At 67.3% G+C, this 23,545-nt stretch carries 34 protein-coding genes and 2 pseudogenes; 4 read left to right on the top strand and 32 right to left on the bottom strand.

Annotated elements, in window-relative coordinates; all coding sequences use genetic code 11:
* Positions 1-135: 135 nt before the first annotated feature.
* Positions 136-723: an ALF repeat-containing protein gene (locus tag ACFWBB_RS26350; protein ID WP_385277218.1), complete on the bottom strand. Its 588-nt coding sequence runs from the start codon at positions 721-723 to the stop codon at positions 136-138.
* Positions 724-968: 245 nt separating this feature from the next.
* Here ACFWBB_RS26350 and ACFWBB_RS26345 point away from each other — a divergent pair.
* The 4 genes and pseudogenes from ACFWBB_RS26345 to ACFWBB_RS26330 form a co-directional block, all read left to right on the top strand.
* Positions 969-1,172 (top strand): annotated as a pseudogene (locus ACFWBB_RS26345) (alpha/beta fold hydrolase); the annotation flags it as partial.
* Positions 1,105-1,799: pseudogene (locus ACFWBB_RS26340) on the top strand (DUF418 domain-containing protein); the annotation flags it as partial. The pseudogenes ACFWBB_RS26345 and ACFWBB_RS26340, both read left to right, overlap by 68 nt.
* Positions 1,800-2,155: 356 nt before the next feature.
* Positions 2,156-2,413 (top strand): type II toxin-antitoxin system VapB family antitoxin, encoded by a 258-nt coding sequence (locus tag ACFWBB_RS26335; protein WP_385277226.1) that lies wholly within the window; start codon positions 2,156-2,158, stop codon positions 2,411-2,413.
* Positions 2,410-2,823 carry a PIN domain nuclease gene (locus tag ACFWBB_RS26330; RefSeq protein WP_328482038.1) on the top strand — a complete coding sequence of 138 codons (414 nt, stop codon included), beginning with the start codon at positions 2,410-2,412 and terminating at the stop codon, positions 2,821-2,823. Before ACFWBB_RS26335 ends, ACFWBB_RS26330 begins: the two co-directional genes overlap by 4 nt.
* 895 nt (positions 2,824-3,718) lie before the next feature.
* Here ACFWBB_RS26330 and ACFWBB_RS26325 read toward each other — a convergent pair.
* The 31 genes from ACFWBB_RS26325 to ACFWBB_RS26175 all read right to left on the bottom strand — a co-directional run bounded on the left by ACFWBB_RS26325 (position 3,719) and on the right by ACFWBB_RS26175 (position 23,535).
* On the bottom strand, positions 3,719-4,621 hold the full coding sequence (locus ACFWBB_RS26325; protein ID WP_385277216.1) for a hypothetical protein: 903 nt from the start codon (positions 4,619-4,621) through the stop codon (positions 3,719-3,721).
* Entirely contained in the window at positions 4,618-5,265 is a 648-nt protein-coding gene (locus ACFWBB_RS26320) for a hypothetical protein (protein WP_385277214.1), read from the bottom strand. The genes ACFWBB_RS26325 and ACFWBB_RS26320 overlap by 4 nt, the downstream gene beginning before the upstream one ends.
* A gap of 80 nt (positions 5,266-5,345) precedes the next feature.
* On the bottom strand, positions 5,346-6,065 hold the full coding sequence (locus tag ACFWBB_RS26315) for a hypothetical protein (RefSeq protein ID WP_385277212.1): 720 nt from the start codon (positions 6,063-6,065) through the stop codon (positions 5,346-5,348).
* A gap of 68 nt (positions 6,066-6,133) precedes the next feature.
* Positions 6,134-6,322 carry a DUF4314 domain-containing protein gene (locus ACFWBB_RS26310; RefSeq protein ID WP_385277210.1) on the bottom strand — a complete coding sequence of 63 codons (189 nt, stop codon included), beginning with the start codon at positions 6,320-6,322 and terminating at the stop codon, positions 6,134-6,136.
* A gap of 304 nt (positions 6,323-6,626) precedes the next feature.
* Positions 6,627-7,688: a hypothetical protein gene (locus ACFWBB_RS26305; RefSeq protein ID WP_385277208.1), complete on the bottom strand. Its 1,062-nt coding sequence runs from the start codon at positions 7,686-7,688 to the stop codon at positions 6,627-6,629.
* A 77-nt stretch (positions 7,689-7,765) separates the two neighbouring features.
* Complete coding sequence (locus ACFWBB_RS26300) at positions 7,766-8,362, bottom strand: hypothetical protein (RefSeq protein WP_385277206.1); 597 nt, start codon at positions 8,360-8,362, stop codon at positions 7,766-7,768.
* A gap of 15 nt (positions 8,363-8,377) precedes the next feature.
* Positions 8,378-8,665 carry a hypothetical protein gene (locus ACFWBB_RS26295; RefSeq protein ID WP_385277204.1) on the bottom strand — a complete coding sequence of 96 codons (288 nt, stop codon included), beginning with the start codon at positions 8,663-8,665 and terminating at the stop codon, positions 8,378-8,380.
* A 29-nt stretch (positions 8,666-8,694) separates the two neighbouring features.
* Positions 8,695-9,042, bottom strand: a complete 348-nt coding sequence (locus ACFWBB_RS26290) for a hypothetical protein (protein ID WP_385277202.1) — start codon at positions 9,040-9,042, stop codon at positions 8,695-8,697.
* A 163-nt stretch (positions 9,043-9,205) separates the two neighbouring features.
* Positions 9,206-9,604 (bottom strand): hypothetical protein, encoded by a 399-nt coding sequence (locus ACFWBB_RS26285; RefSeq protein WP_385277200.1) that lies wholly within the window; start codon positions 9,602-9,604, stop codon positions 9,206-9,208.
* 81 nt (positions 9,605-9,685) lie between these two features.
* Positions 9,686-9,988: a hypothetical protein gene (locus ACFWBB_RS26280; protein WP_385277198.1), complete on the bottom strand. Its 303-nt coding sequence runs from the start codon at positions 9,986-9,988 to the stop codon at positions 9,686-9,688.
* Between the two features lie 116 nt (positions 9,989-10,104).
* Positions 10,105-10,788, bottom strand: a complete 684-nt coding sequence (locus ACFWBB_RS26275) for a hypothetical protein (protein ID WP_385277196.1) — start codon at positions 10,786-10,788, stop codon at positions 10,105-10,107.
* A complete protein-coding gene (locus ACFWBB_RS26270; protein WP_385277194.1) occupies positions 10,785-11,009 on the bottom strand; it encodes a hypothetical protein in 225 nt (74 codons plus the stop codon). Before ACFWBB_RS26270 ends, ACFWBB_RS26275 begins: the two co-directional genes overlap by 4 nt.
* On the bottom strand, positions 11,006-11,353 hold the full coding sequence (locus tag ACFWBB_RS26265) for a hypothetical protein (RefSeq protein ID WP_385277192.1): 348 nt from the start codon (positions 11,351-11,353) through the stop codon (positions 11,006-11,008). The genes ACFWBB_RS26270 and ACFWBB_RS26265 overlap by 4 nt, the downstream gene beginning before the upstream one ends.
* A complete protein-coding gene (locus tag ACFWBB_RS26260) occupies positions 11,350-12,054 on the bottom strand; it encodes a hypothetical protein (RefSeq protein ID WP_385277190.1) in 705 nt (234 codons plus the stop codon). The genes ACFWBB_RS26265 and ACFWBB_RS26260 overlap by 4 nt, the downstream gene beginning before the upstream one ends.
* A gap of 19 nt (positions 12,055-12,073) precedes the next feature.
* On the bottom strand, positions 12,074-12,526 hold the full coding sequence (locus tag ACFWBB_RS26255; protein ID WP_385277188.1) for a hypothetical protein: 453 nt from the start codon (positions 12,524-12,526) through the stop codon (positions 12,074-12,076).
* On the bottom strand, positions 12,523-14,028 hold the full coding sequence (locus ACFWBB_RS26250; RefSeq protein WP_385277186.1) for a DNA cytosine methyltransferase: 1,506 nt from the start codon (positions 14,026-14,028) through the stop codon (positions 12,523-12,525). The genes ACFWBB_RS26255 and ACFWBB_RS26250 overlap by 4 nt, the downstream gene beginning before the upstream one ends.
* 68 nt (positions 14,029-14,096) lie before the next feature.
* Positions 14,097-14,579, bottom strand: a complete 483-nt coding sequence (locus ACFWBB_RS26245; protein ID WP_385277184.1) for a hypothetical protein — start codon at positions 14,577-14,579, stop codon at positions 14,097-14,099.
* Positions 14,580-14,638: 59 nt separating this feature from the next.
* Positions 14,639-14,794 carry a hypothetical protein gene (locus ACFWBB_RS26240; protein ID WP_385277182.1) on the bottom strand — a complete coding sequence of 52 codons (156 nt, stop codon included), beginning with the start codon at positions 14,792-14,794 and terminating at the stop codon, positions 14,639-14,641.
* Positions 14,791-15,009 carry a hypothetical protein gene (locus ACFWBB_RS26235; protein WP_385277180.1) on the bottom strand — a complete coding sequence of 73 codons (219 nt, stop codon included), beginning with the start codon at positions 15,007-15,009 and terminating at the stop codon, positions 14,791-14,793. Before ACFWBB_RS26235 ends, ACFWBB_RS26240 begins: the two co-directional genes overlap by 4 nt.
* Positions 15,009-15,659: a hypothetical protein gene (locus ACFWBB_RS26230; protein WP_385277178.1), complete on the bottom strand. Its 651-nt coding sequence runs from the start codon at positions 15,657-15,659 to the stop codon at positions 15,009-15,011. The genes ACFWBB_RS26235 and ACFWBB_RS26230 overlap by 1 nt, the downstream gene beginning before the upstream one ends.
* 84 nt (positions 15,660-15,743) lie before the next feature.
* Positions 15,744-16,193, bottom strand: coding sequence for a hypothetical protein (locus ACFWBB_RS26225; RefSeq protein WP_385277176.1), 450 nt, complete (start codon positions 16,191-16,193; stop codon positions 15,744-15,746).
* Positions 16,194-16,297: 104 nt separating this feature from the next.
* Positions 16,298-17,278 (bottom strand): helix-turn-helix domain-containing protein, encoded by a 981-nt coding sequence (locus tag ACFWBB_RS26220; protein ID WP_385277174.1) that lies wholly within the window; start codon positions 17,276-17,278, stop codon positions 16,298-16,300.
* A gap of 89 nt (positions 17,279-17,367) precedes the next feature.
* Positions 17,368-18,495 (bottom strand): PD-(D/E)XK nuclease family protein, encoded by a 1,128-nt coding sequence (locus ACFWBB_RS26215; protein WP_385277172.1) that lies wholly within the window; start codon positions 18,493-18,495, stop codon positions 17,368-17,370.
* Positions 18,496-18,527: 32 nt separating this feature from the next.
* Positions 18,528-19,619, bottom strand: a complete 1,092-nt coding sequence (locus ACFWBB_RS26210) for an AAA family ATPase (protein WP_385277170.1) — start codon at positions 19,617-19,619, stop codon at positions 18,528-18,530.
* 23 nt (positions 19,620-19,642) lie between these two features.
* Positions 19,643-19,987 (bottom strand): hypothetical protein, encoded by a 345-nt coding sequence (locus ACFWBB_RS26205; protein ID WP_275458596.1) that lies wholly within the window; start codon positions 19,985-19,987, stop codon positions 19,643-19,645.
* A 217-nt stretch (positions 19,988-20,204) separates the two neighbouring features.
* Complete coding sequence (locus ACFWBB_RS26200) at positions 20,205-20,792, bottom strand: hypothetical protein (RefSeq protein WP_385277168.1); 588 nt, start codon at positions 20,790-20,792, stop codon at positions 20,205-20,207.
* 180 nt (positions 20,793-20,972) lie between these two features.
* Positions 20,973-21,227 (bottom strand): hypothetical protein, encoded by a 255-nt coding sequence (locus ACFWBB_RS26195; RefSeq protein WP_385277166.1) that lies wholly within the window; start codon positions 21,225-21,227, stop codon positions 20,973-20,975.
* A gap of 31 nt (positions 21,228-21,258) precedes the next feature.
* Complete coding sequence (locus tag ACFWBB_RS26190; protein ID WP_385277165.1) at positions 21,259-22,107, bottom strand: peptidoglycan-binding protein; 849 nt, start codon at positions 22,105-22,107, stop codon at positions 21,259-21,261.
* Between the two features lie 40 nt (positions 22,108-22,147).
* Complete coding sequence (locus ACFWBB_RS26185) at positions 22,148-22,471, bottom strand: hypothetical protein (RefSeq protein WP_385277163.1); 324 nt, start codon at positions 22,469-22,471, stop codon at positions 22,148-22,150.
* Positions 22,472-22,543: 72 nt separating this feature from the next.
* Entirely contained in the window at positions 22,544-23,050 is a 507-nt protein-coding gene (locus ACFWBB_RS26180) for a hypothetical protein (protein ID WP_385277162.1), read from the bottom strand.
* A 188-nt stretch (positions 23,051-23,238) separates the two neighbouring features.
* A complete protein-coding gene (locus tag ACFWBB_RS26175) occupies positions 23,239-23,535 on the bottom strand; it encodes a hypothetical protein (protein ID WP_385277161.1) in 297 nt (98 codons plus the stop codon).
* Positions 23,536-23,545 lie beyond the last annotated feature (10 nt).

The raw sequence follows: 23,545 nt of genomic DNA, 5'->3' as shown, positions 1-23,545 counted from the left end.
CCCCGGGCCTGCCGGGGGGGGCCCCCGGCACACAGAGGTGCAGGCGGCCCCGCCCGGATTCTCGGCGTTCGGGCGATCGGGCGTGCGGCAGGGGGTGCCGCCCGGGCGACGCGCTGTGGTGCGGCGCCGTGCCGGTCAGGCGACCTGGTGTCTGCCGACTTCCAGGAAGTGGCGCAGCGCTTCGGGTGTGTTGTCGTCGAGGGCGGCGTTGGCTGCCGCGCGCAGGGCCGGGCTGATGGACGGGTCGGCGAGGATGCGGGCGATGGCGACACGGTCGTCCTCGGCCTGGGCGATCCGGTAGCCGGTCTCCAGCCAGGCGCGCATCGCCTCGGGGTCGTTGGCGTCCAGGAGGGCGTTGACCTCGGCGATGACGCGCCGGCCGCTGTCGGGGTCGGCGAGCAGGCGCGTGATGGCGACGCGGTCGTCCTCGGCCTGGGCGATCCGGTAGCCGGTCTCCAGCCAGGCGCGCATCGCCTCGGGGTCGTTGGCGTCCAGGAGGGCGTTGGCTTCTCGTGTCACACGTCGGCCGCTGTCCGGGTCGGCGAGGATCCGGACTATGGCCACCCTCAGGTCGTCGGCGTCCGGCTCGTCCGCGGACGAGGACACCGCGGGCACCGTCACCGCGGTCGGTGCCGCCGTGGCGGCGAAGGACGGGGTGGCGAGCAGGAGGGCCGGGGCGAGGATGCCCGCGGCAATGCCGGGCGCTACGCGATGCAGTCGCAAGGGGAATGCTCCTCTTCGTTTGCTACGGAGGTGAGTTGAGGACGCCTCAGGGCGTTCACTTCGGTGATGCTGCCACCTGGGTCTGACAGTGGCAGTTGCCCCCTGCGGTCGCAGGGCACCGTCGCCGCGGACGTGGCCGGTGTCTCATGGCGGCGCGCCTTCGAGAAGGGCGGCCTTGAGCGCGGCTCGTGGCTGTCGGAGCATGATCGGGGCGAGACGATTCCTGGGGGCGGTCCGAGCGTGTGGTGGTGCGTGACGGGGTTCGGCTTGTCTGCCGGGACCGGGGCGGGCCGGGGGAGCCGGTCGTGCTGCTGCACGGCTTGGCCGGTCATGCGGGTGAGTGGGAGGTGGTGGCCACGCGGCTGATTGCCCGGTATCGGGTTGTCGCGGTCGATCAGCGCGGGCACGGCGCGAGCGAGCCTCATCGACGTGGGAGTGCCCGATCTGCTGTTCACCGGCTTCTACCCGACGATCACATGGATTCCGTTCGTGAGCGCCGGTCTGACGCTGGCCCGCCTCGACCTGTCCCAGACCGCCGTCCAGTGGCGCCGGGCCGCGCTCGGCGCCGCCCTCACCGTGGCCGCGTACGGCATGTCCTTGCTGCTGGCCGGCAAGGACGCGTTGAGGAGCACGGCGGAAGACCGGCCGTCGTCCGGCGGCTCCGGGTCGATGCCCCTCGACAGCGGGTCGCTGGAGCCCCATTTTCCGGCCCCGTCGCTCTTCACGGCCGGGCCGCGCAGCGGCACCACGTTCGACATCATCGGCAGCGTGGGAGTGGCGATCCTCATGATCGTGGGCGCGACGGTGGCGATGGACCGCCTCCCGCGACTGAGCCGCCTGGCCAAACCGGTCGTCGCCGTGGGCACCATGTCCCTGACCGCCTACGTCGGCCACTTCGTCGTGCAGTCCTGGTTGTCCGAGCTCGGGGTCGGGCCCGGTACCGAGCAGTCCTGGGTGCCGCTGCTCATGTTCGTCCTCGGGGCGATCGTGTTCGCCCCGATCTGGTCCCGCATCTTCCGCCGCGGGCCCCTGCGGTACCTGCTCAGGCCGCCGCCGAGCCGGCGAAGTACATCCGCTGGGACCCGACCGGGGTGGGACGCCTCCACATCCCACCCCGGCGGACGGCTCACAGATACCAGTTGCCACTGAGCCACCCGCGCCCTGCACCGAACGAGCGGATCCAGCGCCTTCCGAGTCGAAGCCTGCGAGGGAGCGGGCCCTCCCCGTACGGCACGGCAGCGAGGCCGGCTTTGCGGTTCAGGCCCGTCGGCAGCGGATTGACCTTCCAACCCGCAGGCTCGCCCCGCTGTCAGGGGGAGCCTCAGTAGCAGTCTTGACAAGCCAGGACCTCTGCTGCCTTCCACCGAGGGACTCATATACAAAAGATCTTGTATCTTGGTATACTCCGATTGATATACCCAGGAGGGCACACATGAGTCGTACCGTGATCGACCTCGACGACGAGGCCCTGGAAGAAGCGGCCAAGGAACTCGGCACCACCACCAAGCGCGAGACCATCAACACCGCGCTGCGGGAAGTCACGGCCCGTTACCGGCGTCTGCGCGCGCTCGACGAAGCCCGCGAGCTGGTGAGCGACGGCGCGCTGGACATGGACCTTCTCCTGGACAAGAGCAAGTACCGGCCCACGAGCACAGCCGACGCCGCCTCCGACACCGGAGCGCACGAGTGACCGTCGCCGATTACCTCATCGACACCTCCGCCCTCGCCCGCGTCCTGCTCCGCCAGAACACGGCCGACTGGGATGACAGGATCGGCGCCGGCCTCGTCGCGATCTGCGACATCACCGAACTCGAGGTCCTCTACTCAGCCCGTTCGGCCGCAGACCGTACGCGTGTGAAGGCGGCGCTCGACGCCCACTACGTGTGGTGCCCCATGCCGGACGGCGTCTACCGCCGCTCCCGCGTCGTCCAGGAACAGCTGACCGCCAAGGGTGAGCACCGCAGCGCGGGCCCCGTCGACCTCCTAGTGGCTGCCGCCGCCGAGGAAGCGGGGCTCACACTGCTCCACTGCGACCACGACTTCGACACCATCGCCCGCACCACCGGACAGCCGGTCCGCACGATCGACCTCAGGCAGTAGAGCCTCCACGGCCGCACAGTCGGCGATGAGGAACGGGGTGGCCCGTGGCAACGGCCTGTCGAGGACTCAGCCGAAGCCCGGGCGCCCGAGCCACGGGAATGATCGGCCACCCAGGGAACTCACCCGCGGCCCATGCCGTTCGTCAACCTTGCTCGTGACCCCATGCTCTCGGTCCCTGGTAGCCGAGGACGGGCACTTCGGATGGGTGCCAGGCAGCTGTGGCACTGGGCCCGCACCGTGCACGCTGCCCTTGAGGTGACCTCGAAGGCAGACTTCGCGGTACCTGCGTCCTCACAGCGTCCTCAATGACGCCTCCGGCTCCTCGCTGAGGCCGCTCTTGGGCTCCTCCCCCACCACGCTCCGGCGCATTCACGCAGGTCAGCGCAATGCCTACCGCCACCCGTCGCTCGCCGTCGAACTCGCGAGCAGCGGATTCGGTCCGTTGAGCGACAGTTGACGCTCCGACACCTCACGAGGAAAGTTTCGGCAGGTCAGAAGCCTGCGCAGGTGGGGCGGGTGGGACTCGAACCCACGGCCGACGGATTATGAGTCCATTGGGGATCTTGGCGGCCCTTGCCGATCATTACCGATTCACGCCGTTCTTGCAGGTCAGACGTGCTGATCCGTGTCAGCCCTGTGCAGTGCTTGTCGGTCTGTTCCTGTCCTTGCGGCCCCTCAATGGCCCCTGGAAGCTGGTGAGTTCGACGCTTACCACAGCAGCAGCCGCGTCCGCCCTGTTCAGCCGAGGGCATGGAACCATCGCACAGCGGATTTCCCTTCCAACGCGCAGAGGCTCCGCCCCTCTACTCGGGGCGGAGCCTCACGGCCGTTTTCGCAGGCCGACACGTCCGACTTCAGCCTATCTCTCCCGGCCCTCCGCAACACCGTCGGATTGTCAGCCGCTGATCATCCCTGCGATGTTCGTCAGCCCCGCGAGGATCGCCTCGACTCCGACGGCAGTCCCGCCCTGGATGAGCGCAGCCTTGATGCGCTGTCCGGCGCTGAGCCGTTCCTGCGGATCCTGCTCCGAGTCTTCCAACACCTCGACATCTTGCAGGAACTCATCCCGCGCCGGCCGAGCCAACTCAAGCCGAGGAGCTACGTCCCGAAGCTGACGGACCAGGTCAGCCAGTTGTGCGGGTTGGACACCCACATTCTGGGTGACGCTCATCCCCTGAGCCCCAGTCCCGCCTGCCGAGATGTACTGGTTGAAGGTCGGCCCTGTCGCCGACGTATTTTGATCACTCACGCACTTCCTCACTTTCGTACCAGCCAGTGCACAGTCGATACCGCGCGATGTCAGGGTCAACGTCTCCGGCTGGCCGCCGGCACCCGAACCGATCACTGCCAAACCGTAGTCGTGCAGGTAGCGGGCTGCGCGCAAGACCTCGTCGATCTTCAAGTGCTCGCCCAGGAACGTTGCGGTGGCAACGAAAACGTCCAGCCGGAGCCCCCCGGTCGGGTCGGCATACGCCGCCTTCACCAACCCGCTGAGTGCGTGGTCGAGCCGGGCCACTGGATCGGCGCGCTCCGCAACGATCCGCTCCGCCTCCGACACTCCCTCCGCGGTCAGCCGGGCATCGATAGTGGGGCCGGAAGCGACATACAGCGTGACGTAACCACGGGCTTCGAGGAGTTGTGCAGCGCCCTCCAAGAGTCGAGCGGCTCGCTCTTCTTGCGCCACGGGTAGGTTCTCCACGGCAGCGAATTGGACAATGTTGACCACCTGGTAGGTGTCCCGACCAGTGTGGTCAGCGAGCCAGACCAGAAGCCGGTACGCGTAGATCTCGGTCGTCACGATGCCCCTGTTCCTTGGTCGCCTGAGTGCTGGTGGACGTCGAGGCCCTGGGCTCCCACTCCGCCAGAGTGGATGTTCTGGATCAGGTGAGTGCCGTGGGGACGCATGTACTCCCGCACGGGCTGGCCGGACATCACGCAGGCGCGGCCTTCTGGCGCCAGCCAGACTCCGGTGAGCGGCCCGCCGGTGGTGGTAAGCATCTTCAGCTCGACCAAGCTGGTCGCGGCCTCGGTAACTTCCTCAGCGGTGAGCTTGCTGGCGTAGAAGTAGCCCGCCGGGGAGCCGATGAAGTCGATGAGTTCCACCGGACGACTGGGCAACACCGTCTCGAACACCCAGGTCAGGATGGCGTTCTCGGCGTATGCCAATCGCTCCCGACGACTGCGGACCGCTTCGAATCGGCGTCCCGCTTCCCGTACCCCGACAGGGGTCAGTGCAAATTCCACGACCTCATGGGTAATCGCCCGCTTCCCGACAACCAGCTCCTGCCCCATCAGGATTGAGACAGCCCGTTGGCCGGCGTCCTCCGAAGCATCAGGAGTCGAAGGCACCCACGATTGGATCCTCATCCAGTACGTGGTGTCACCTTCGCTGGACTCCAACGCCCAGAACAGCAGCTCGTCGACGAGCCAGTCCGTTGCCATGGCGAGAGCCTAGTGGGCAACATGCCCAAGTTCTTGGCGCTCTGGAGGGGCGCGGAAGTTGTCCGCGCCCCTCCGTCGGTTCAGGACTCAGGTTCGGTGGCCGTGGCCGTGGCTGCTGCTGGGCGCTTCGGGCTTCGCTTGCGGGGCCGCCGACCGAGGGCGGGACTCGGCTCGGGGGCGGGCTGATCTTCCACTTCGATGTCAGCGCCTTCGCGTGTCGGCTCCGGGGCGACTTCGATGTCGGAGACCGCCTCGGGGCTCGGCCGCTCCTCGGGAGGGGCATCCTGCTCCTGCGGCGCAGATTCCTCGAGGTCCTGGTCGTGGCCATCAAGGACCACTGGGGCTTCCCGTTCGGCGGCTACGGCGGCAAGGGCGTTATCGAAAAGGGCTATCCATGGCCGGTGGCCGACGTAGCGGGGTTTGTAGTCGAAGGCGGGGAGGAGGTCGTCTTCGAGGGTGCGCAGGATGATGAGTTCCGGATCTTCGTCGGCTTCGGTGACGAGGGTGGTCGCCTTGTTGTAGCGGTGGCCTTCAGGGAGGCGTGCAGTGACTTGCGCTTCGTAGAGGGCGTGGTCGGCCAGGGTGGCGCTGTTGGGGAGCGGGGGTGCGGCGCTGCCGGTGATCCAGAGTTGGACGGTGGTTCCGCCGAAGATGGGGCGGAAGCTGATGCCTCGTCCGTCGCTGTAGACGAGGTGGGCTGCGCCGTCGGCGGGCGCTTCGGCGTCGATTGCCCAGTCTCCGCCGAGGCTTTGGGCGAGGTTGGCCGCAGCTTCTCGAACTGCGGCGTCGGTGATGAGCATGCGTGCTTCTCCAAGAGGTGTGCGGGTGAAGCGGCGGGCCCGCCCCCGCGGGGGCGGGCCCGGTATGGCTATGCGGGGCGTACTTCGTCGCCGTCGTCGAGGAGCATCGAGAGGGTGGAGCCGCTGTCCCAGCCCACGGAGAGGATGGAGAGGTTGGCGTCGACCCGGTGGACGGTGCCTTCGTCGCCGGGCTTGAGTCCGGTGTGTGAGTCGGTGGTGTGTACTAGGGCGATACGGTCGCCCTTCTTGTAGGTCATCTGCGCTCCAGTCGTGATGTGTTGTGGAAGTCGTGGTGGGCCGCCGGTTGGCCCCGTCGATTGACGGGGCCGTTGGTGGCCGCCTGCTAGGCGTCGTGGTCGCATGCCTGGGTAGGGCAGGCTCCGCAGTCAAAGCAGTGGTCGCAGGCGCAGGCGCCGCAGCCCGGTTCCTGACACCGGACGTCGTGGCTACGGCAGTACGGGTATGTGAACGGCGGCTCTTCCATGGCTCCCCCCTCCTTGTTGGTTCTATTCTATATGCATTAGGGGGGAGTTCAAGATCATTTGAAAGGGTTTTCGCAGGTCAGGCCGCTACATCGCGTATCAGAGCTTCGACCTTGTGGATGGCCGCGAGGAAGACGGCCTGCGAGTGCAGTCGATCGCGCCGTTCCAGGGACTCCAGTGCCTCCCGGGCGGCCCTCGCGGGCACGTTGCCTTCGTGCAGGGTGTCGCCGCACCCGATGAGTACATGCGGGCCTAGGTCCCAGAGGATCGCGTTGACGGCGGCGCCTGCCGCCGCGAGGGGGTCGATGTCCGTCAGCGACCATCCGAACTGGTGCGGGTCGATGCCGCGCTCGCGCATGACCTGTACGGCGGCGCGGTACATGCCGCCGGTCCCGCCCGCGGGCTCGTCGAACTTCATGCCGGGCTCAAGCGGCATGTCGTCGAGCAGCATCCTGGCCATCAGGTAGGCGACGTCCGGCGGCGTGTGGATCTCCACGAGTGCATCGTGAGCGCCTTCGGAGCGCATGACGGCAAGCAGGGTACCGATCACGTCGGTGGTGGAGCGGAGATCGGGGTCATCGCTGGCGGTCAGGTGCAGGAGCCCGTTGGTGAGCGCAGCCTCGACGACGGCTCGTACGGCAGTGGCTCGCCGAGCGTCGGGCTTCTCGTCGTCGACCCACTTGTGCAGGGGCGTGGCCCGGTCGATGAGGTCGGGTCGCATGATCCACATGCGGGCCCAGCACTCGCGGAAGGCAGCCAGCAGCTCGGTGTCGTCGAGGCTGAGCCACCAGTCAGCGGCGAGATATGCGCCCGGGCCGCGCAGGGGCCATAGGGCGAGCGCGGCGACCGCACCGATGGGGATTTCGATGCTGCTCCCCCCGTGCGCGTGGTGCCAGGCGTAGCTGACGGCTTCCGCGATCTCGAACGCGTGCGCGTGCGGGTTGCTCTGCGCCGGGCGGTAGTGACCCAGCCTGGGCTTGACGACCGCGAGCGAAGGGCGAGGCGTGGCGGCGGGCATGGTCACGGGCGCGGGGGCCGGCGGCAGATCGGTGAGGTACTTGCGGGTCGGGGCGGCAGGGGTGGGCGGCGTGGGTGGCTGGTCGGACTCGTCGGGGTCGGCGAACAGATCGAGTTGGCTCATGCTGGTCCTCCTGGCTCGTAGGTCTGCGTGCGGCGTCACGTGTCGGCCTGCGGGGTGCAGGCCGACACGTGTCGCCGTCAGGGGGCGTGCTGGATGCGGCGGAGCAGGATGGCGGCTTCCTCGGCGCGTCCGGCGTCGACGAGCGCAGCGTGCTGGAGCAGTTCCGTCAGGTCCTCTGCGGTGAGCTGTGCGAGGACGTCGGTGAGGCTGAGGTGCCGCATGCCTGCGGAGCGGTAGTGGTAACCGGTCGCGATGGTGAAGACCAGCCCGGGTATGAGCCGGTCGGTGTGCTCGTCGGTGAGACCGAGTTGGCGGCCGACGCGGTGGATGGCGTCCGGGTCGCCGAGGACGGCGTTCGCCGGAACGGCCTGATGGGCGAGCCTGGTGGTCTCCATTTCACGGTCCAGAAAGGCGGTCCAGGTGAGGCGAGCGTCGGCGTCCCGGCCGGCGGCCGTCAGGGTGCCAGCGATGAGCAGGGCCTTGAATCGCTCACTCGTGAGCGCCAGGCCGAGGTATTCGGCGGGCGTGATGCCGGCGTTGGCGATCGCGGGGTGGTGGGCCTGGGCGCGGAAGAAGCCGAGGGCGGCGCGCAGTGCGCGAACGGCCGCGTCCGGGTGAACACCCAGTTCTTCAGCAACGCGGGCGGACACGGTGTGCAGGGTGGTCGGACTCATGTGGTCTCCAGAGATCTAGTCGGTGGGCTGGTTGAGGGAGGCGAGGTAGGCATTGGCAGCCGCCAGTCGGGTCGGGCTGTTGACGAGTTCTTCCGACCAGACCCGCAGGGCGATGTCGCCTGCCACGTCCTTGTCGGGTGCGGTGATGACGTAGGCGGCGTGGCCGGATGCCTCCAGTGCGGCGCACCGTTTGTCATGGGCGGCGTCGTCCTCGGGAGGGGTTTCGACGGCAACGATGTCTATCTGTGCGGGGTTCGGCTCCCGGTAGATGACCCACCACTGCCGTGCAGGTGGACTGGGCATAGCTCTCCTTTGGTGTTCAGGGGCGGGCGTCAGAACTGGGGGTCCGGCGCGGAGTAGTGGGTGAGGAGTTCCGCGATCTCTCGGCCGATGTGGTCCATGAGCGTGCGGATGTGCTTCCTGTCGCCGCGCAGGTAGAGGGCCAGGTCGAGGACTTCAGGGGCGGCGGCGTAGGCGAGCAGCTCCCGGTACTGCTCGACGGTGAGGGGTTCGAGGTCGTCGGGGCGCAGCGCCCACGAGGCGACGGCTGCGCTGTCGGCGAGGCGCGTGGCGGCGCGGAGCGTGGCGGTGTCGGGCGCGCGGGAAAGAAGGATGAGGAACATCGCGGCGAAGTGGTGGTCTGGCGTGTTGATGACCGGTACCGAGGGGCGAGCGGGCACGGATGCCTCCGGTTGTGGATGAACGGAGCCCCAGATGCTTCTTTTCTATATGCATTCAGGGGATGTTGCGGCCCTTCCGCGAGCGAGCACGGAGGGGGTCAGTCCTGACTGATGTCGACCACGAGCGCCGCTCCGTTGATGGGATGGCGACCCTCGCCGACGGCTACCACCGAAGGTGGCCGATCTCGCGAGGGGGGAGGCCGCGGGGGTTGGCGGGGAGAGGGACGGCGATGTCGCGCTCGTCGGTCAGTGGGTGGACGAAGTAGTAGCCAGGCGGGTGCGTGCGCAGGTCCGCGAGTCGAGCGAGGAAGCACAGATCGGCGGTGAGCTTGCCCCACGTCGGGTCCGGCTGCTTTCGCAGGTCGAACCGGAGAAGGAGTCGTCCGTCGTCGCCATGGAGACTCCACAGGGCATAGCCGGGGTCGTCGCGGGTGGCGACCAGAGTCCTGATGCGCGGCTCGATCGCTACCGCCGTCACGGCCATGCGCCTCAGTACGGCGCGAGCGAGGTTGCGGGTGGCCTCACACACCCGCCGGTCCGCGAGCGGGCAGGGGTCTTGCACTTCACGTGCCTCCTTGACGTAGGGCCGCCCGGCGGCCGGCATGCGGTGGTCACCGGTCGCCGGGCGGAGTCGTTGACTGCTTCAGCCGACGGGGATGGGGCGGTTCTGCAGATCCAGAAAGATGCAGGTGGCTGCGGCGGTGGGCATGTAGTCGGCCACGATTTGACCGTCGTCGTCCCAGGTGAGGAGTTGGACCAGGACGTCGAGCAGCGGTTCGGGGAGCATCTGCCGCCAGTTGTCGTAGTCGGTGCCGGGAAACCACTCCTTGCAGGTCCGCTGGAGGGATTCCGCGATGGCCTCGGCCAGCCGGTCCGCCTGGGCGGGGCTGATCTGCTCGGCACTCAGGCGCTGGCGGATGCCCTCGGGACTGAAGGGGTCTGTCACGGTCTCTCCTTGACGGTTCAAGAAGGGGGCCGCTCCCCCTTCTTTCTGGTTCTATTCTATATGCATTCGGGAGGGAGGCAAGATTTCCGGTGGATTTTCTTGATCACCGAGAGACTTTATTTCCGCAGGTCAGCAGCCATGTCCACCGGGGTGAGGTCGCGTATGTGGAGGACGAGCCGCGCTCCCTCGACCACGTGTCCTAGGCGCATGTCCGGGCCGACGACGCGCGTGTGGTCGTCGTCGTCCAGGACGCCTTGGTCCACCAGCCCGTCAACGCACGCCTTGAAGCTGGGGTACCAGTTGGCCGGGTCTCTTCTCTGCCTGTCCTCGGGGTGAAGGACGCCGATGATGTGGACCCGTTCCAGGTGTGGCACTGCGCGCGAGGCGGCCCAGGCCGCGCGCCGCAGCACCCTCGTGATCTCCGCGCGCTTGTGGTGGTGGAGCCGCTGGTTGGCGTTCAAGAGCGTCAGCCGGGGTGGCAGCGCGACCCTGAACTGGCGACCGGGCATCCCCTGGAACCAGTCCGGTTCCTCCTCACCCGGAACGCCGACCGGGGGAGCTGCTGTGGGCGGTAGCGACTCTGTCGTGTCAGGGGCGTATCCGCTCCGACGCGGAACGCCGGCGTTGGTGAAGGCCGACGCGTGCAAAGCTGTGATCAGCATGAGGCGGCGCCTGCGACCAGTCGCGGCGTCTGCGACCAGGGCGCGTATGTCCCCCAGCTTGTACTGCTCGATCCGTACGCGGATGCTGTCCCGCGGGTCGCAGGCCGCGAAGATCCGTCCGGGCTTGATATGGGTCACCTGCGGCCCCGGTCGACGAGATCCGACAGAGCTTTCGCCGCCACCGCCGCCGGCCACGCGACGATGACCACCGCGAGGTACAAGGCGACGGCGCCCGGCCGCAGTTGGCACACCAGGCTCAGGGTCGGGTCGTGGGCGAGCAGCCTCCGGAAGGCGTCCGCCAGGACCACGGCTCCCGCTGCCCATGCGACGAGGACAAGCAGGGCGAGCACACCGGTCACGACTCCACCTTTCTGGTGTCGACGTGAACCCAGACGGTGCGAAGGACCCCAGCTCGGGCCAGGCGCAGGGCGAGGGAAGCGGCACGACCGTTCCGGTGCGCGGCGAAGCCCGCGCAGATGGCGGGGGCATCGGTACCGAGTGTGGCGTGGCAGACGATGTGCCCCTCCTGGGCGATGGCGTTGGCGACCATCTCTGCCACGCGCCCCTCTTCCAAGCGCATCAGGTTGCCCGGCCGGAAGATGCACGTGCCGCATCGCCCCGCGCAGATCCGGACGCTCCATGTCGCCGGGTCGGCAACGTCGTGGCGCAGTCCGTCGGGCGAGTAGGTGGCAGAGCTGGTCATCGATCCGCCCCCGGAGTGGCGGCCCGTACTGCCTCACCGGTCGCTGCGAGCAGCATCTCCAGGCAGTGAGAGAACAGTTCGGGGTCTGGCGCGGTGAAAGCGGCCCCGTAAAGGGCGAGCGTGGTCGCGGTGTCCCCGTTGGCGAACGCGGTGATGAAGCGTGCTGCGAAGAGGTGTGGCTGCGGGAGGAAGTCCTCGGGACGGCTGCCGTCGGTAGTCAAAATGATCCAGGACGCCGTGTCGGCATCGAGTCCCTGCATCTTCGCCAAGGCTGCCTTCGCCTTGGCTGCGAGTCCCGTCGCGACGCCGTACATCAGCGAGGGTGTCCCGTTCCGTGCGAGGTCCGCCAGGACTTCCTGGGCCTGGTCGTGGCGTCCCTCCGTCCAGTGGGAGACCGCCTCGACGAGGCGCTCGGCGACCAGCGGGGGCGTCTCGGGGGTGTCCCCGTGCGTCGGCATGACCGGTACGGACCAGGTTCCGGGCTGGCCCGGGACTTCTCTCCATCCGCTCACCGCGTTCGAGGTTCGGGCGTCGGGTCGGATCATGTAGCCGTGCTCGATCAGACGGTGTCCGGCACTGGCCGGGCGGAAGCTGTCCCAGTCGAAGATGAGGTCCACTAGATCGTCGTCGTGGTCCTCGGCCAGAACTCGAATCCGGTAGCCGTCCGGCGTGCCGGTGCATATAGCGGTCAGGTGCTTCACTGCGATTCCTCTCGGTTGGTCAGGGAGCGTCGGGGAGTTCGAGCTGCTGCGCGGCCTGCTCCTGCGCATCCAGTGGGTTCGGTCCGGGGCGGTAGTAGGGCAGGCACCGGGGGCACTGCTGCTCCACGGCGCGGCGGTGAGCGCGCGATCCGGCGGCTGTGCCGCAGGATTTGCGGATGACCGGGACTGGCAGCTCGGCGGGGTCGGCGTCCGGCAGCTCGTGGATGATCACGCCGTTGAGCCAGATCCGGCCGCCGCAGATTCCGGTGAACAGGCTCTTGGCTGGGACGACTTGCCGGATGCAGGCGGCCCGGTAGGGGCAGCCGCCGCAGACGTAGAGGACGGGCTCGCAGATGGCGACCAGTTCGATGCCGTTCGTCCATCTGTCGTCGGCAACGGCGAAGTCCTCGTCGCCGAAGCACGGGGCGTGGGAGGTGACGTGGGTGCCGATCTGGGTTCGTGATCCGGTCACAGGACGGGCTCCAATCGCTGGCCTATCCACCGGGCGACGTTGACCGAGACCGCGTTGCCTGCCTGCGCGGTCTGCTCGGCCTGGTTGCCGTAGACGACGTACTTCTTGGGGAACCGCTGCCCTTCGAGCTGTTCGCGGGGCTTGAGCATCCGGAAGTAGCAGTCGTTGATGTCCGGGGCGTTTTGCACCAGAGCGGCTGAGTCGCGAGTGGAGAGGGTGTGGACGGGTTCGGCGGCCGTCTTCACCGCGGCCTTGCGGTACGGCACGACGAGGGTGTTCCGCGCGCGGTCGGGCACCGTGCCGGCGTGCGTGACGAGGCCGTGGTGGTTGCCCTGGGCGGTGACGACGCTGAGCGGGTCGCTCGCGGGGCTGGCGGTGGCGTGATTGCGGTACTCGATGATGAACGGGTCCATCGTCAGCAGGGCTTCGCTCTGGCGGGTGGTGCGAGTACGCATCGGCACGTCGAGGGGGACGGCGTCGGTGTTCCACGAGCCGCCGGTCGGCACCAGAAGCGCGTCTCCCTGCTTCACCGTCCGGGCGGGCATCGGCCGGTCCTCGACGGCGTACGCCCTGTCCCCGCCGTCCTTGCCGTGGGTGAGGGAGATCGAGTACGGGCGCCAGGGGAACTTGCGGCGCCCTGCGCGGATTCGATCCATGGTCGTATCCGCGAGGGGCTTCTTGCGGTCGCCGATACGCTTCCCGAGGTCGCTGAAGTCGATGATGTCGCTGGCCGGGCGAACGTACGGCTCGACCATGGCGTGGCGGCAACGGGTGTTGGGGCAACGGTAGATGTAGTCGCGTCGGTATTTCCCGATACGCAGGCCATCGGTCTTGGTCCAGGACTGGACGGCGTGCACGTCTTCACCACAGTCGACGCAGGGAGCGAGCGGCCTGGGCTCCAGGTCGGGCTTGCGCATGGTCTTGAGGGTGAAGACCACGTACATCCGGTCACGCCACTGCGGGGCGCGCAGGTTGACCTCGTCGCCCACGTGGGCGCTGCTGACGCACACGATCTGGTACTGGTATCCGAGCAATTCCATGGCTTGGAGCCAGGTGGCGAACAGGATCCAGTCCAGGCCGAATTCGACGACGTTCTCTACGACGATGGCCTTGAACCGCTTCGCTTCAGCGGCTCGCACCACGCACCACGCGGTAACCCGGGTCGCCTCGAAGGCGTCCCTGGTCAGGGCCTCCCACTCGTCGCGTTCCTCTTCGAGCAGGTCGAGGAGATCAAGTTGATTGGTCTCCCGGGGCTTGCCGCCCGCGGGGCTGATCTCGGTGCAGATGACGGATGCCCACAGTCCATCGGCCTTGGGCAGCATGCGCATAGGGAAGCCGTCGCTGAGCGTCATGACGGCGTGCTCACAGTTGGGATGGTTGGCGGCGTGGGTCTCGATCGCGAGCCGCCAGTGGTTGATGCCGAGCAACAGCTCGTGCCCGGCTTCGACAAGTCCGGTGCTGCTCCCACCCGCGCCACACAAAAGGTCAATCCAGGTGGCCATGCTGGTAGTTGTTCTCCAAGAGGTCTTGCGTGCCCGGCCCCGCGACGCGGGGCCGGGCACGGCCGAGATCAGTAAGTGCGCAGGCCGCCGTGCGCCTGCGCGCGGCGCAGGAAGGCGATCCAGCGCCCCCACATCGGGTCGCCCACGGGCATCTCTGCGATGGCCACGCCCGGGTGGGCGTCATAGGCGGTGAGGGCAGCAGTGATCTCGGCGACCGTCACGAGGAAGCCGTCGTTGTAGTTGAGCTTGTACCTGGGTATGCCGGTCGGCGCCGCCTCGGAGGCGTCCTTGACGGCCTGGTACGCGGTCCGGAACTCGGCGATGCGGTTCGCCGTGCTCTCGTCGTGCTTGATGCCGTACCGGAGGTCCACGCCCGCCAGCCCGTAGGCGGTCAGCTGGGGGTATGACGGTACGGGCAGCTCGACGAGCATCCCGAAGTTGTTCATCGTGTCGAGGGTGCGCGGCATAGCGGTGTAGGCGAACCGGAAGTAGTTCTGGTCCCCTTCAGCGGGCTTTCCGTCGGAGGTCTGGATGTAGATGTCGTATCCCATGAGGGTGTTCTCCAAGAGGTCTGCGGCTGCCCGGCCCGGAGTCGGGCAGGGCAGCGCGATCAGCGGTGGGCGGCGTGGCGGTGGTGGACTTCGCCGTAGGTCATGCGGAGCGGGACCCGGCTGCGGGCCTCCCAGCGGCGCTCTTCGATGACGATCACGGTGAGGCCGACACCGACACCGAGGGCGAGCACGAGCAGCGCGTACAGCTCCGTCACCGCGCCACCACCTCGTAGCGAGCCGGGCAGGGCTGAAGGAGCTGCATGCAGGCGACGAACACCCCGTGGGCGTCGTTGGTCGCGAGTCCGTTGTCCAACGCGGCCTGGGCTCGAACTCGTTCGGCGTCGTCCTGCGGGTGCGCGATGATGCAGGCACAGCGGCGCTCGCCGGTCTCCTCCGCCGGATTCGGCGGGACCGCTTCGATGCCCGCCATCAGACGATCACCTGCCCAGCGGACGCGAGGTAGAGGATGCCCACCTCGTCGTTCAGCTCCCACACGGTGAGCGGCCAGTCCGTGCCACCTTGCGCGTGGACGCACGTCCAGCCCTTCTCCGCCATGGCGCGCACGACGTTGCCGTACTCCTTGATGGCCGCGTCGTTGTCGGTGAGGGGGTCGTGGAGCAGCTTGGACAGCGGTAGGCGCTGCGCTGTCACGCCCCGAAGCCGGACGGACACCAGGTCGATGACGCGTGGCGCTAGGCGCCGCTCGGTGACGAAGGCCGTGATGGCCTGGATGAGCGGGACGGCGTTGTTGCCGTGTTCCGACTGCTCACCGCTGTCGGTTGAGTCGTAGAGCACCTCGTCGATGTTCGGGTTGTCGTCGTGGAGGCGCTTGACGTGGAAGCCCTCCAGAGCGGCCGGGTCCGTAGGCAGGTCCTCGACCGAGGAGATCCACAGATACGAGCCGTCGGTGAGCTCGGCGGTGATGGCGAACATGTTCCCGGACTCGACGTTCGTCACGAGCGGGATGCGGCGCAGTGCGGTGATGACCGGCTCGTACGCGCTCCACAGGGCCAGCCACAGCGGGTCTTCGGTGTTGTTGTGCACGGGCATTGGGGCCAGCGGCGCCAGGTCGTTGCTCACAGTTCCTTCTCCAAGAGGTCGTGTGCCAGACAACAGTACAGAGTTGGGATCTATCTCAAGGCAAATTGACGCACGCGGACGCGCTCACCACAGGCGAGTGACGAACACCAGGCGCGGGGCCTTGCGCCGTTCCTCTCGCGCCTGCCGGGCGAGGGCGGTCGAAGCCTCCAGCTCGTCGGCACGCTGGAGGGCGACCTCGGCGATGTCCAGCGCCTGGTGGGCGAGGTCACGGGTCTGCATGAGCGCCCGATGGTTCTCGCGGTGGTCGAGGTGGATCTCGGCGCCGCCGACGTCGTCGAGGAGTTCGCCAACGATCTCGTCCCGTACCAGCTTGGCGCGCCCGAGCCCCCCGAGGTGGCGCTCACAGTCGATCACATCCTTGAGGTCAGCGATCTGAATGAGCATGTCGCCGACACCCTCGGGGTCCTGGCGGTAGAGGTCGGCGAGGCCGTGGATCTGTTCGCGGGCGGCAGCACCGTTGTCGAGCGCGAGCGCGCCCTTGTGGCAGCGACGAAGGATGGGCAGGTAGTTCATGTCGTCCTTCCGATCAAGAGGGGGCTCCTCCCCCTCTTTCTGGTTCTATTCTATATGCATTGCCAGGGATGTCCATATTCCTGGTGATATTTTCTTTCGGGTGCCTAAGTTTTTCGCTGGCTGCCACCCTTCCGGGCTCGTACGGCCTCGCGCGCGGCCTTGCGCGCCTCATCGGCCGCCTCCGGGTGCTCCTCGACCCGCTGCCGGCGTCTGGCGGCTTCCTCGTACCAGTTGTCCCAGAAGCGCCCGTGTACCCGCTGTTCCTCCTCCTTGGCCTCCTCCTGCTCCCTCCGGCGTCCTGCGCGCGGGTTGGTGCCGCAGCCACGGCAGGAGGCAGCAGGGCGCCCTCGGTGCTTCGTGCAGCCTCTCGGGGGCTCCCCGCGCTCGGCGGCGGAGCCGTCTGGCGGAGCGGATGCGGGCTCCCCTGCGGCGTCAGCCATGGGGGTAGGGGGGGAAGGAAGGACAGAGGAAGAACCAGGAAAGGAAGGGGTTCCACCACTGGAACCCAGTGGGTTCCCCCCGTGAAACTCACCGGGTTCCACCGGTGGAACCCGGCTGCCCTCCCTATCTGGGTTCCCTCCGTGGAACCCTGCTTCCCCGTCTGGGTTCCCCGCGTGGAACCCAGACTCGACCTGCGACGATTCGGCCTTCTCTCGGCGAGCGGCCTCGCGGTCTTCGACGTCCTGATAGGTCATCGCAGGCTTTGCGGGGGCCGACCGCGTGAGTCCGGGGCGGGCCTTGTTGGGGTTCTTCGGAGCAGCCTTGCGGGCTTCCAGGCGCTCCTTGAGCTCCGGCGTAGTCGGCGTGGGCGGAACCCCGAGGGGAAAGACCCGGTAGACCGCCGAGCGTCCCGCCTTGCCGACCTCCACGCGCTCGACAAGCCCTTTGGCTATCAGCTCCGTGACGATGGTGATGGCGCGTTTGTCGGTCACGCCGACCCAGGCCGCGAGGCGGGTGATGCCGGGGCGCGCGAGTCGCGTCTCGTCGTCGGCGCTGTCCGCGATCTTCATGAGGGCGAGTTTCTGGCTCTGGCTGAGCACGTCAGGCGGCAAGTAGGCCGCAGCGATCATCAGTTGGATGGACACGGTTCCCCTTGGGCGGTACAGGCGCGGCGGCAGGACGGGGTGCCCCGCCCGGTCGTTCCCGGGCGGGGCTGAGACTCACCGGAGTCGGGTCAGGCCGGCGCGATGTTGATGACCGCGGGCGTCTTCTTACCGGTCTTCCGCCGAGGGATCGCCAGTCCTGCGTCCTTGAGGTTCTTGACCATGCGGTTGACGTCCGGCGTCATCGGGACCGGGATTCCGGCGACCTCATGCAGGTCGACCATCGCCTCCACGTCGTCCTTCTCCTCGTCGTTGCCCCCGCCCCAGGAGAGCTTGTTGGGGCCGTAGATCCCCTCCGGGGATCGGTCGAGCTTCTTGCGCGCGAACTCCTTGATCCTTTTCCCCTCGCTGAAGAGCTTGTGTCCGTTCACGTAGTCGATGAGCGCCTGTTCGCGGTCAGCGTCGTTGCGGATGAGCGCCGTCTGCTCGGGCACGCCAGGAGCTGTCCCGGGCCAGCACAGAGAGCGGAACGGGCAGTAGTCGCAGATGGCGTCCAGACCGGGGCCGTTGAAGTCTCGGGGCATCTCTTCGGGGTTGCTGGTCTCGCGCACACGTTCCACCCACCACTGGGCCTCCGCCGCGCGCTGCGGGTCGAAGTCGATCTCCTGGACGTGCTCTGCGCCGGAGTCCCGGTTGATAAACCGGAAGCGAATACGACCGATGTTCAGTGGCCCCAGGCGGGACAGGTACCGCTGGCCGGGAACGTCCTCGAACCCGACCTCGAACAGCGCGCCCGCGTACAGCTGGACCTGCCGCAGCTCGGCGGCCGTGGCACCGTAGCGGAGAACGCGGTCCCACAGATAGGTGGACTTGGTCTTCACGTCCTCCACGGTGAGGACGTCGGCGGGTATCGCTGGCCTGTGGCGAGCGGGCAGGCGAGCGGCGGTCGCCGCGTCGAGCTGTACAACGTCGACATGCCCTCGGATCAGGTTGTCCTGGACGCTGCGTTCCACCAGCCACCTGTACTCCGTGCGCGCCGACTCAAGCAGCCCGTGGTGAATGAACGTTCCGAGGATCGCCGCACGCTTGTCGGGGTGATCGGTCGGTGTGATGCCGTGCAGGATGTAGGCGGCACGTCGGCCGCACACGGTGTCGGACGCGCCCAGCTGTGTCTGACGAGAGCGGGGGCGGCGGGCGTCCACGTGGTGTGCGGCATCCCAGATGGAAGGTGCGATGCCGTCAACGGTGGCTACGGACATAGGGGAGTTCTCCAAGAGGTCAGCGTGGGCGGTCACTGCTCGGCGTCCGCGTCCTGCTCGTCGGCCTTGCGCTGGGCGGCGGCACGGAGCTTGTCGGCGTCGGACAGTGGGCCCTCCCCCATCTCCCGCCGGGGGCTATCCAGTTCGGCGGCACGCTGCTCGGCAGCGGCCCGGATGGTGAGAATCTCGTCGTGGCTCAGGCGGTTCACCGGGTCTGGGACTGCCCGCCACAGCGCCTCAAGGAGCTTCTTGTCCGTCAGGCCGGCGATACGGGCGAGCCAGGGCTGCACGAGATCGCCGACGAGCGCGGGCATGATGCGCGGCTGGGACTCGACGGAACAGCCCAGCTTGTTGAAGACCAGGTCCTCGATGGTGAAGTCCCGTAGCGGCAGCGGTTTGTTCCGCTCAACGCGCATCCGCAGCGATCGAACCTTGATGACCTGCGGGTCGGCGTCACGCTTCATGCGCACCCAGCACGACGAGTCGAAGCCGAGGTCTTTCTGGGCTGAGACCTTCCACTCGCTCTTGTTCTGGATCGGCTGGCCGTTGTCGTCCGTGGCGCTGACCTGCTTGCCGCGGGCCAGCACGATGGCGATGCCGGGCAGTGTGCGCAGAAGATAGATGATCCTGTTCCACCGCTCCGTGGCGTCGTTCCACAGGTTCCGGCCGATGTCGAACGCGGCGTCCGGGTCCTCCTGGAGCAGAGCGCGGTTCTTGCGCGTCCGGCGACCGCGCTCGTAAGTCCAATTGGTGAGCATTCGCCACAGGGCAGATCCCGAGTCGATGGTGAGGACGACTGGGGGCTCTCCAGCTGCCGCCGCGCGCCTTGCCTCGGCGTGCACGGCCTCGACCTGTTCGAGAATGTCTCGGTAGGTGCCGTCGTGCTCGATGATCAGGTAGTTGGCCCCCTCGATGGCCGCGTACTCGTCGGCCGATCCCTCGTCGAGGTCGATCCAGTACATCTGGCCGATGCGGTCGCTGCTGGAGAACTGTGCGGCCGAGTAAGTCTTGCCCGCGCCCTCCTCGCCCTCGATGAGGAGCAGGGGCCAGGGGACGATCCCCGTCGGCTTACGTGTTTTCAGTTGGACTGCGGGCGGCTTTGCGGTGCCCGCCGGTGCGTTCACGATCTGGCTCCAAGAGGTCGTGGTCAGTCCGTGCGCAGCGCCCGGACTTCGAAGAGGGCTGTCCACTCCGGGTGTTCGGCCAGCAGGAGCCGTACGTACCGGGAGCGGTAGTCGTTGTTCAGCGCGAACTCGTCGCCTCGGGTCGCCGCGCCGTACTGGTAGCGCAGGAGCTCGAAGAGCATCCCGATGCCGATGCGGCCGAACCCCTTCTCCGCGCAGTCGGCGGTCATCCGGATCAGCGCCCTGAGAACCCAGGGATTGAGCGCATGGAACGCCTCGAATCGCTGCTGGATGGTCAGGCTGCCGACGTCGGCGGGGTGGCGAACGGGCTGGATGGTGCCGAACAACGGCGGCTGTTCGATCAGCAAGGCTCCCCCCTCAGAGATAGACCTGGCACATTGGAGTGTTGGAATCTATCTCTGAGCAGAGGGATTGTCGATCGACAACACCACCGAGGCCCCCTCGGCGGCCCCCTGGATCGGCACATAATCCCCCCTGAATGCATGAAGCGCACCCCTCTGGGTGCGCTTCTATTCTATATGCAATCAGGGGTTGAAGCAAGAATCGTAAGCCTCTGACCTGCGATTATTCGGCGACCTTCTTCGCCGCTTTGCCGCGCGGCACGATCCTGGATCCGGCCCCGTCGTAACTGCCCGCACGCAGGGCAGCCAAGACATTGCCGTCGATCGCCCAGTCCACTGCACGCGCTCCCGCCTGTAGCGCGGGTGCATCTGCAACGACCGGCTCCAAGAGCCAGATCGGCGATCCGGACAGGTTGTAATCAGCGGGCCGGAACCGGCCCGTGCTGATCGCCTTGCGCAGGAGCTCGCCAGACGGCAGCTGGAACAGGGCCACCAACTCGGCCTGTCCTACCAGCGGCGGGAGTTGCTCAACCTCTCTCACCCAGTAGCCCGGATCCTGTTCCTTGGCCAGACGCTCAAGCTCCGCCTGATTGAGGTGCTTGGGGCGCGGGGTCGTCTCTCCGAAACCCTTCACGAAGTGGAGGAGCCAGTACGGCGACCCGCTGATGATCTTGGCGTAGCGGTAGTCGAGGGTGTGATCCCGGCTGATCCACTGACTGACCTGGAGTGGCCTCACGTCGTACAGCGCGGCGAACTCGACCCTGCCGGCCAGGTACGGCTTCCTTCCCGCCGGCGCCTTGTCCTCTGCCACTCCATCGCCTCCAGCTCACGTCGCGTCTGCATATAGATTGTAACCAACGTGGAAGCAGAGTCCGAACCCGCCACAGAGGCGATAAGGTGGAGTCTCCAAGAGGTCGAAGACCCCCGTCGCGAGACGGGGGTCTTTTTCCATGCTGGGCTCTCGGGCTGCTCGACGTCACCTCATCGTGGGTCAGGTACGGGGCAGGGTGAGCGACGTGTTCTCGTACTTCGGCGGACGGGCGTAGCCGAGCAGCCAGCCGAACCGAGGCGACAGGTGCTCCTCGGCGAGCCGGAAAACGCCGTAGTAGGAGAAGGTGGCGACCGGGGTCAGGACTCCCGTGACGGCCGTGGTGTCGAGATCGAGTCCGTGGCGGAAGGCCACCGCAACGAGCCAGCCGACCGCGGCCGGGACGCCCGTACGCAGCAGCGAGGCGTAGAGGTTCATGGGGATTAGCTCCTTGAGATGGTGAGAGAGATCAGGCGAAGAGACGGCGCCAGGTCTCCGGGCCGGGGTAGCCGTCGGCGTCGGAGCCGGACCACTTCTGGGCGTGCTGGAAGTCGACGACGTTGAGGCGGTCTGCCTCGCCCCAGTCGCGGGACGGGCCGACGCGGTAGTGCTTGCCGTAGCCCTTGCGCACGAGCTGCTGGCCCAGCAGGAGAATCGAAGCGTTCGACTTGCCAGGGCCGAAGGCGCTTCGGCCGGGGAAGGCCGGCGGGCCCGGCTTGGGCGTCGTCGACGTGGTGGTCGGCCACTTCGGCATAGGACCCGGGTCGGTGTGCTGGTTCTCGGGCGTCTGGCCGTGGCCGTAGTGCCCGCCCTCCGTCTCCCAGGTGTGCTCGCTGCGGTTCGCCTTCCAGGTCGGGGCGCCCATCGGCCAGGTGTCCGGCACCCCCCAACTCCGGGCCCAAGCGAGGATCTTGTCCAGACCCTTGGCCGGGCTGTCCCGGACCGTCGCGTACGACTTCCCGTTCACGCGGCAGTACGGGAAGAACAGCGTCTCGACTTGGAGACACACCTTCCCGGTGCGGTTGGTTCGGGTGCCGCCGGCGGTGTCGACGACCGACTTGGCCCGGCTGTTCGCCGGATAGAACTGGGCGGTTCTGCCCGTGAAGGGATCCCAAAGCAGATGGGGCGCGACTCCCTTGCCGCCGCCGGTGAAGTACTGCACGAGCTTGTCGAATGCCACGAGATCGGCGGGCTTGGCCGCCGTGGCGTTCTTGTCCCACGTGATGTGCCAGATGACGCGTGGGTCGTACTGCGTGTCGGTGGGTGCGGTATCGCTGAGGGGGTGCCGCTCAGCTCCAGGCAGCCAGAGATCAGGCATGGCGCGTTCCTTGTTCTCCCCCGCGCCTGCTGTTCCGAGCCTACAGTCCGAGCTTGCCGGTCACGATCGCGACAATCACTCCCACCACGACCGGGGCCACGAGGGCGGTAAGAGCCAACCGCCGTACGCCACGGGCCTCCTGGCGCTCCGTCTCGCGCTCGCGCCGGATCTGGGCGATGTCGTCCTCAACGGCTTTGATCCGTACCTCGTCAGTCCGCCGGTCGGCGTCGTACTGGATCTTCGTCACCATCTCGGCGAGCCGCGCGCTGAAGGCAGCGAAGTCGGCGCGCAGGTCGTCGCGCATCTGCTGCATGGCCCGCAGCAGTTCCCACGGCGTGGGGTCCTGGCCCTGCGGCGCGCTCACCGTGCTCCCTTCGGCAGCCCCGCGCCGCTGAAGATCAGTCTATGAGCAATTTCCCTTGCGCTTGCATCAGTCCTACTGGGATTCCTCGGACCGATCCTCGCCCGCTCCAGCAATCTTGCCGCCGACGAATACCACGCTCGCCCAGAGGGCGACTGCACCGGCGGCTACCACCAACTTCATCCCTGCTCCCAGGAACTGCTTGTTCTCGCTGTCCTTCTCGGATACCCGCCCCACGTTTCGGTCGAGGCGGTCGTGGAGGGCCTCCCGCTGTGCCCAGCTGAGGTCGTCCCGACTGAGGTCGGCCTGCAAGGCGTCCCGCTGGTCCTGCGAAGCCCTGTAGAAGTGGTTCTGGCTGTTCTCGTTTGCTGCGAGAGTGGATTTGTGGGCCTCTGTGACCGCGTCGATGTCGGCCTTGCTCAGGTCCTTGAAGGCGGGGAACTGCTCGATGAGCTCGAGCCGCAACTCAGTGGCCATCTCGGGCATCGCTGCCGCGAACTTGAGCACCTTGTCCTTGGACAGGTTCCGCCAGTTCGGGATAGCCAACTTCCGCTTGACCACTGATTCGTTCACGTCACCCATTCCCTGACTCCGCTCGTCGTTCGTTGAGGCATCCCGGATAGTAGCGGTGCCCACCGACAAGCCGTGGATCGTGTCCGTTGAGCTGTGCGATCACCTGGAACCGCTGCTACCGCAGCGCCGAGCGGTTCGACATTGGTCATCAGGACGGTGATGTCTCTGGAGCAGGACATCCGCGCGGTCGATGAGGGTCAGGAATGAGCTGTTGCCCACCAGAAGTGGGTCTTGTTCGGGATGTCGTATGTGACATAGTCGGTGGCCGAGTTTGAGCTGTAAACGGCGGTGCTCGTGGGAGAAACCCTCAGAGTGTTTTCCGTGTTGAAGAAGGTGTCGCTCCGGAGGCTGTCAGGGATGCCGTTGTCCCAGTGCTGGCCGAGCCTGCCGACGCACGCGCTCAGCCAGCCCGCGTTGCGGTCCGTGTGGTTGTCGGTGGTGAGGCACAGGTCTCGCGTCCGGCTCTTCAGTTGGTGTTGGGTATAAGACGTCATCTCATTTGGC

Origin of the sequence: Streptomyces sp. NPDC060000 (assembly GCF_042737375.1) — a bacterium.
Taxonomy (GTDB): Bacteria; Actinomycetota; Actinomycetes; order Streptomycetales; family Streptomycetaceae; genus Streptomyces.
The sequence above is the reverse complement of the archived record's forward strand: the minus strand, read 5'-3'. Positions and strand labels throughout refer to the sequence as shown.

What these genes read in the sequence shown, in the direction of transcription:
- ACFWBB_RS26215 (WP_385277172.1), bottom strand. Translation starts at nt 18,495, where the DNA reads ATGTCCGTAGCCACCGTTGACGGCATCGCACCTTCCATCTGGGATGCC.
- ACFWBB_RS26250 (WP_385277186.1), bottom strand. Translation starts at nt 14,028, where the DNA reads ATGGCCACCTGGATTGACCTTTTGTGTGGCGCGGGTGGGAGCAGCACC.
- ACFWBB_RS26300 (WP_385277206.1), bottom strand. Translation starts at nt 8,362, where the DNA reads ATGAGTCCGACCACCCTGCACACCGTGTCCGCCCGCGTTGCTGAAGAA.
- ACFWBB_RS26310 (WP_385277210.1), bottom strand. Translation starts at nt 6,322, where the DNA reads ATGACCTACAAGAAGGGCGACCGTATCGCCCTAGTACACACCACCGAC.
- ACFWBB_RS26195 (WP_385277166.1), bottom strand. Translation starts at nt 21,227, where the DNA reads ATGAACCTCTACGCCTCGCTGCTGCGTACGGGCGTCCCGGCCGCGGTC.
- ACFWBB_RS26335 (WP_385277226.1), top strand. Translation starts at nt 2,156, where the DNA reads ATGAGTCGTACCGTGATCGACCTCGACGACGAGGCCCTGGAAGAAGCG.
- ACFWBB_RS26295 (WP_385277204.1), bottom strand. Translation starts at nt 8,665, where the DNA reads ATGCCCAGTCCACCTGCACGGCAGTGGTGGGTCATCTACCGGGAGCCG.
- ACFWBB_RS26315 (WP_385277212.1), bottom strand. Translation starts at nt 6,065, where the DNA reads ATGCTCATCACCGACGCCGCAGTTCGAGAAGCTGCGGCCAACCTCGCC.
- ACFWBB_RS26320 (WP_385277214.1), bottom strand. Translation starts at nt 5,265, where the DNA reads ATGGCAACGGACTGGCTCGTCGACGAGCTGCTGTTCTGGGCGTTGGAG.
- ACFWBB_RS26235 (WP_385277180.1), bottom strand. Translation starts at nt 15,009, where the DNA reads ATGGCGGGCATCGAAGCGGTCCCGCCGAATCCGGCGGAGGAGACCGGC.
- ACFWBB_RS26175 (WP_385277161.1), bottom strand. Translation starts at nt 23,535, where the DNA reads ATGACGTCTTATACCCAACACCAACTGAAGAGCCGGACGCGAGACCTG.
- ACFWBB_RS26225 (WP_385277176.1), bottom strand. Translation starts at nt 16,193, where the DNA reads ATGAACTACCTGCCCATCCTTCGTCGCTGCCACAAGGGCGCGCTCGCG.
- ACFWBB_RS26245 (WP_385277184.1), bottom strand. Translation starts at nt 14,579, where the DNA reads ATGGGATACGACATCTACATCCAGACCTCCGACGGAAAGCCCGCTGAA.
- ACFWBB_RS26180 (WP_385277162.1), bottom strand. Translation starts at nt 23,050, where the DNA reads ATGGGTGACGTGAACGAATCAGTGGTCAAGCGGAAGTTGGCTATCCCG.
- ACFWBB_RS26190 (WP_385277165.1), bottom strand. Translation starts at nt 22,107, where the DNA reads ATGCCTGATCTCTGGCTGCCTGGAGCTGAGCGGCACCCCCTCAGCGAT.
- ACFWBB_RS26265 (WP_385277192.1), bottom strand. Translation starts at nt 11,353, where the DNA reads ATGACCAGCTCTGCCACCTACTCGCCCGACGGACTGCGCCACGACGTT.
- ACFWBB_RS26305 (WP_385277208.1), bottom strand. Translation starts at nt 7,688, where the DNA reads ATGAGCCAACTCGATCTGTTCGCCGACCCCGACGAGTCCGACCAGCCA.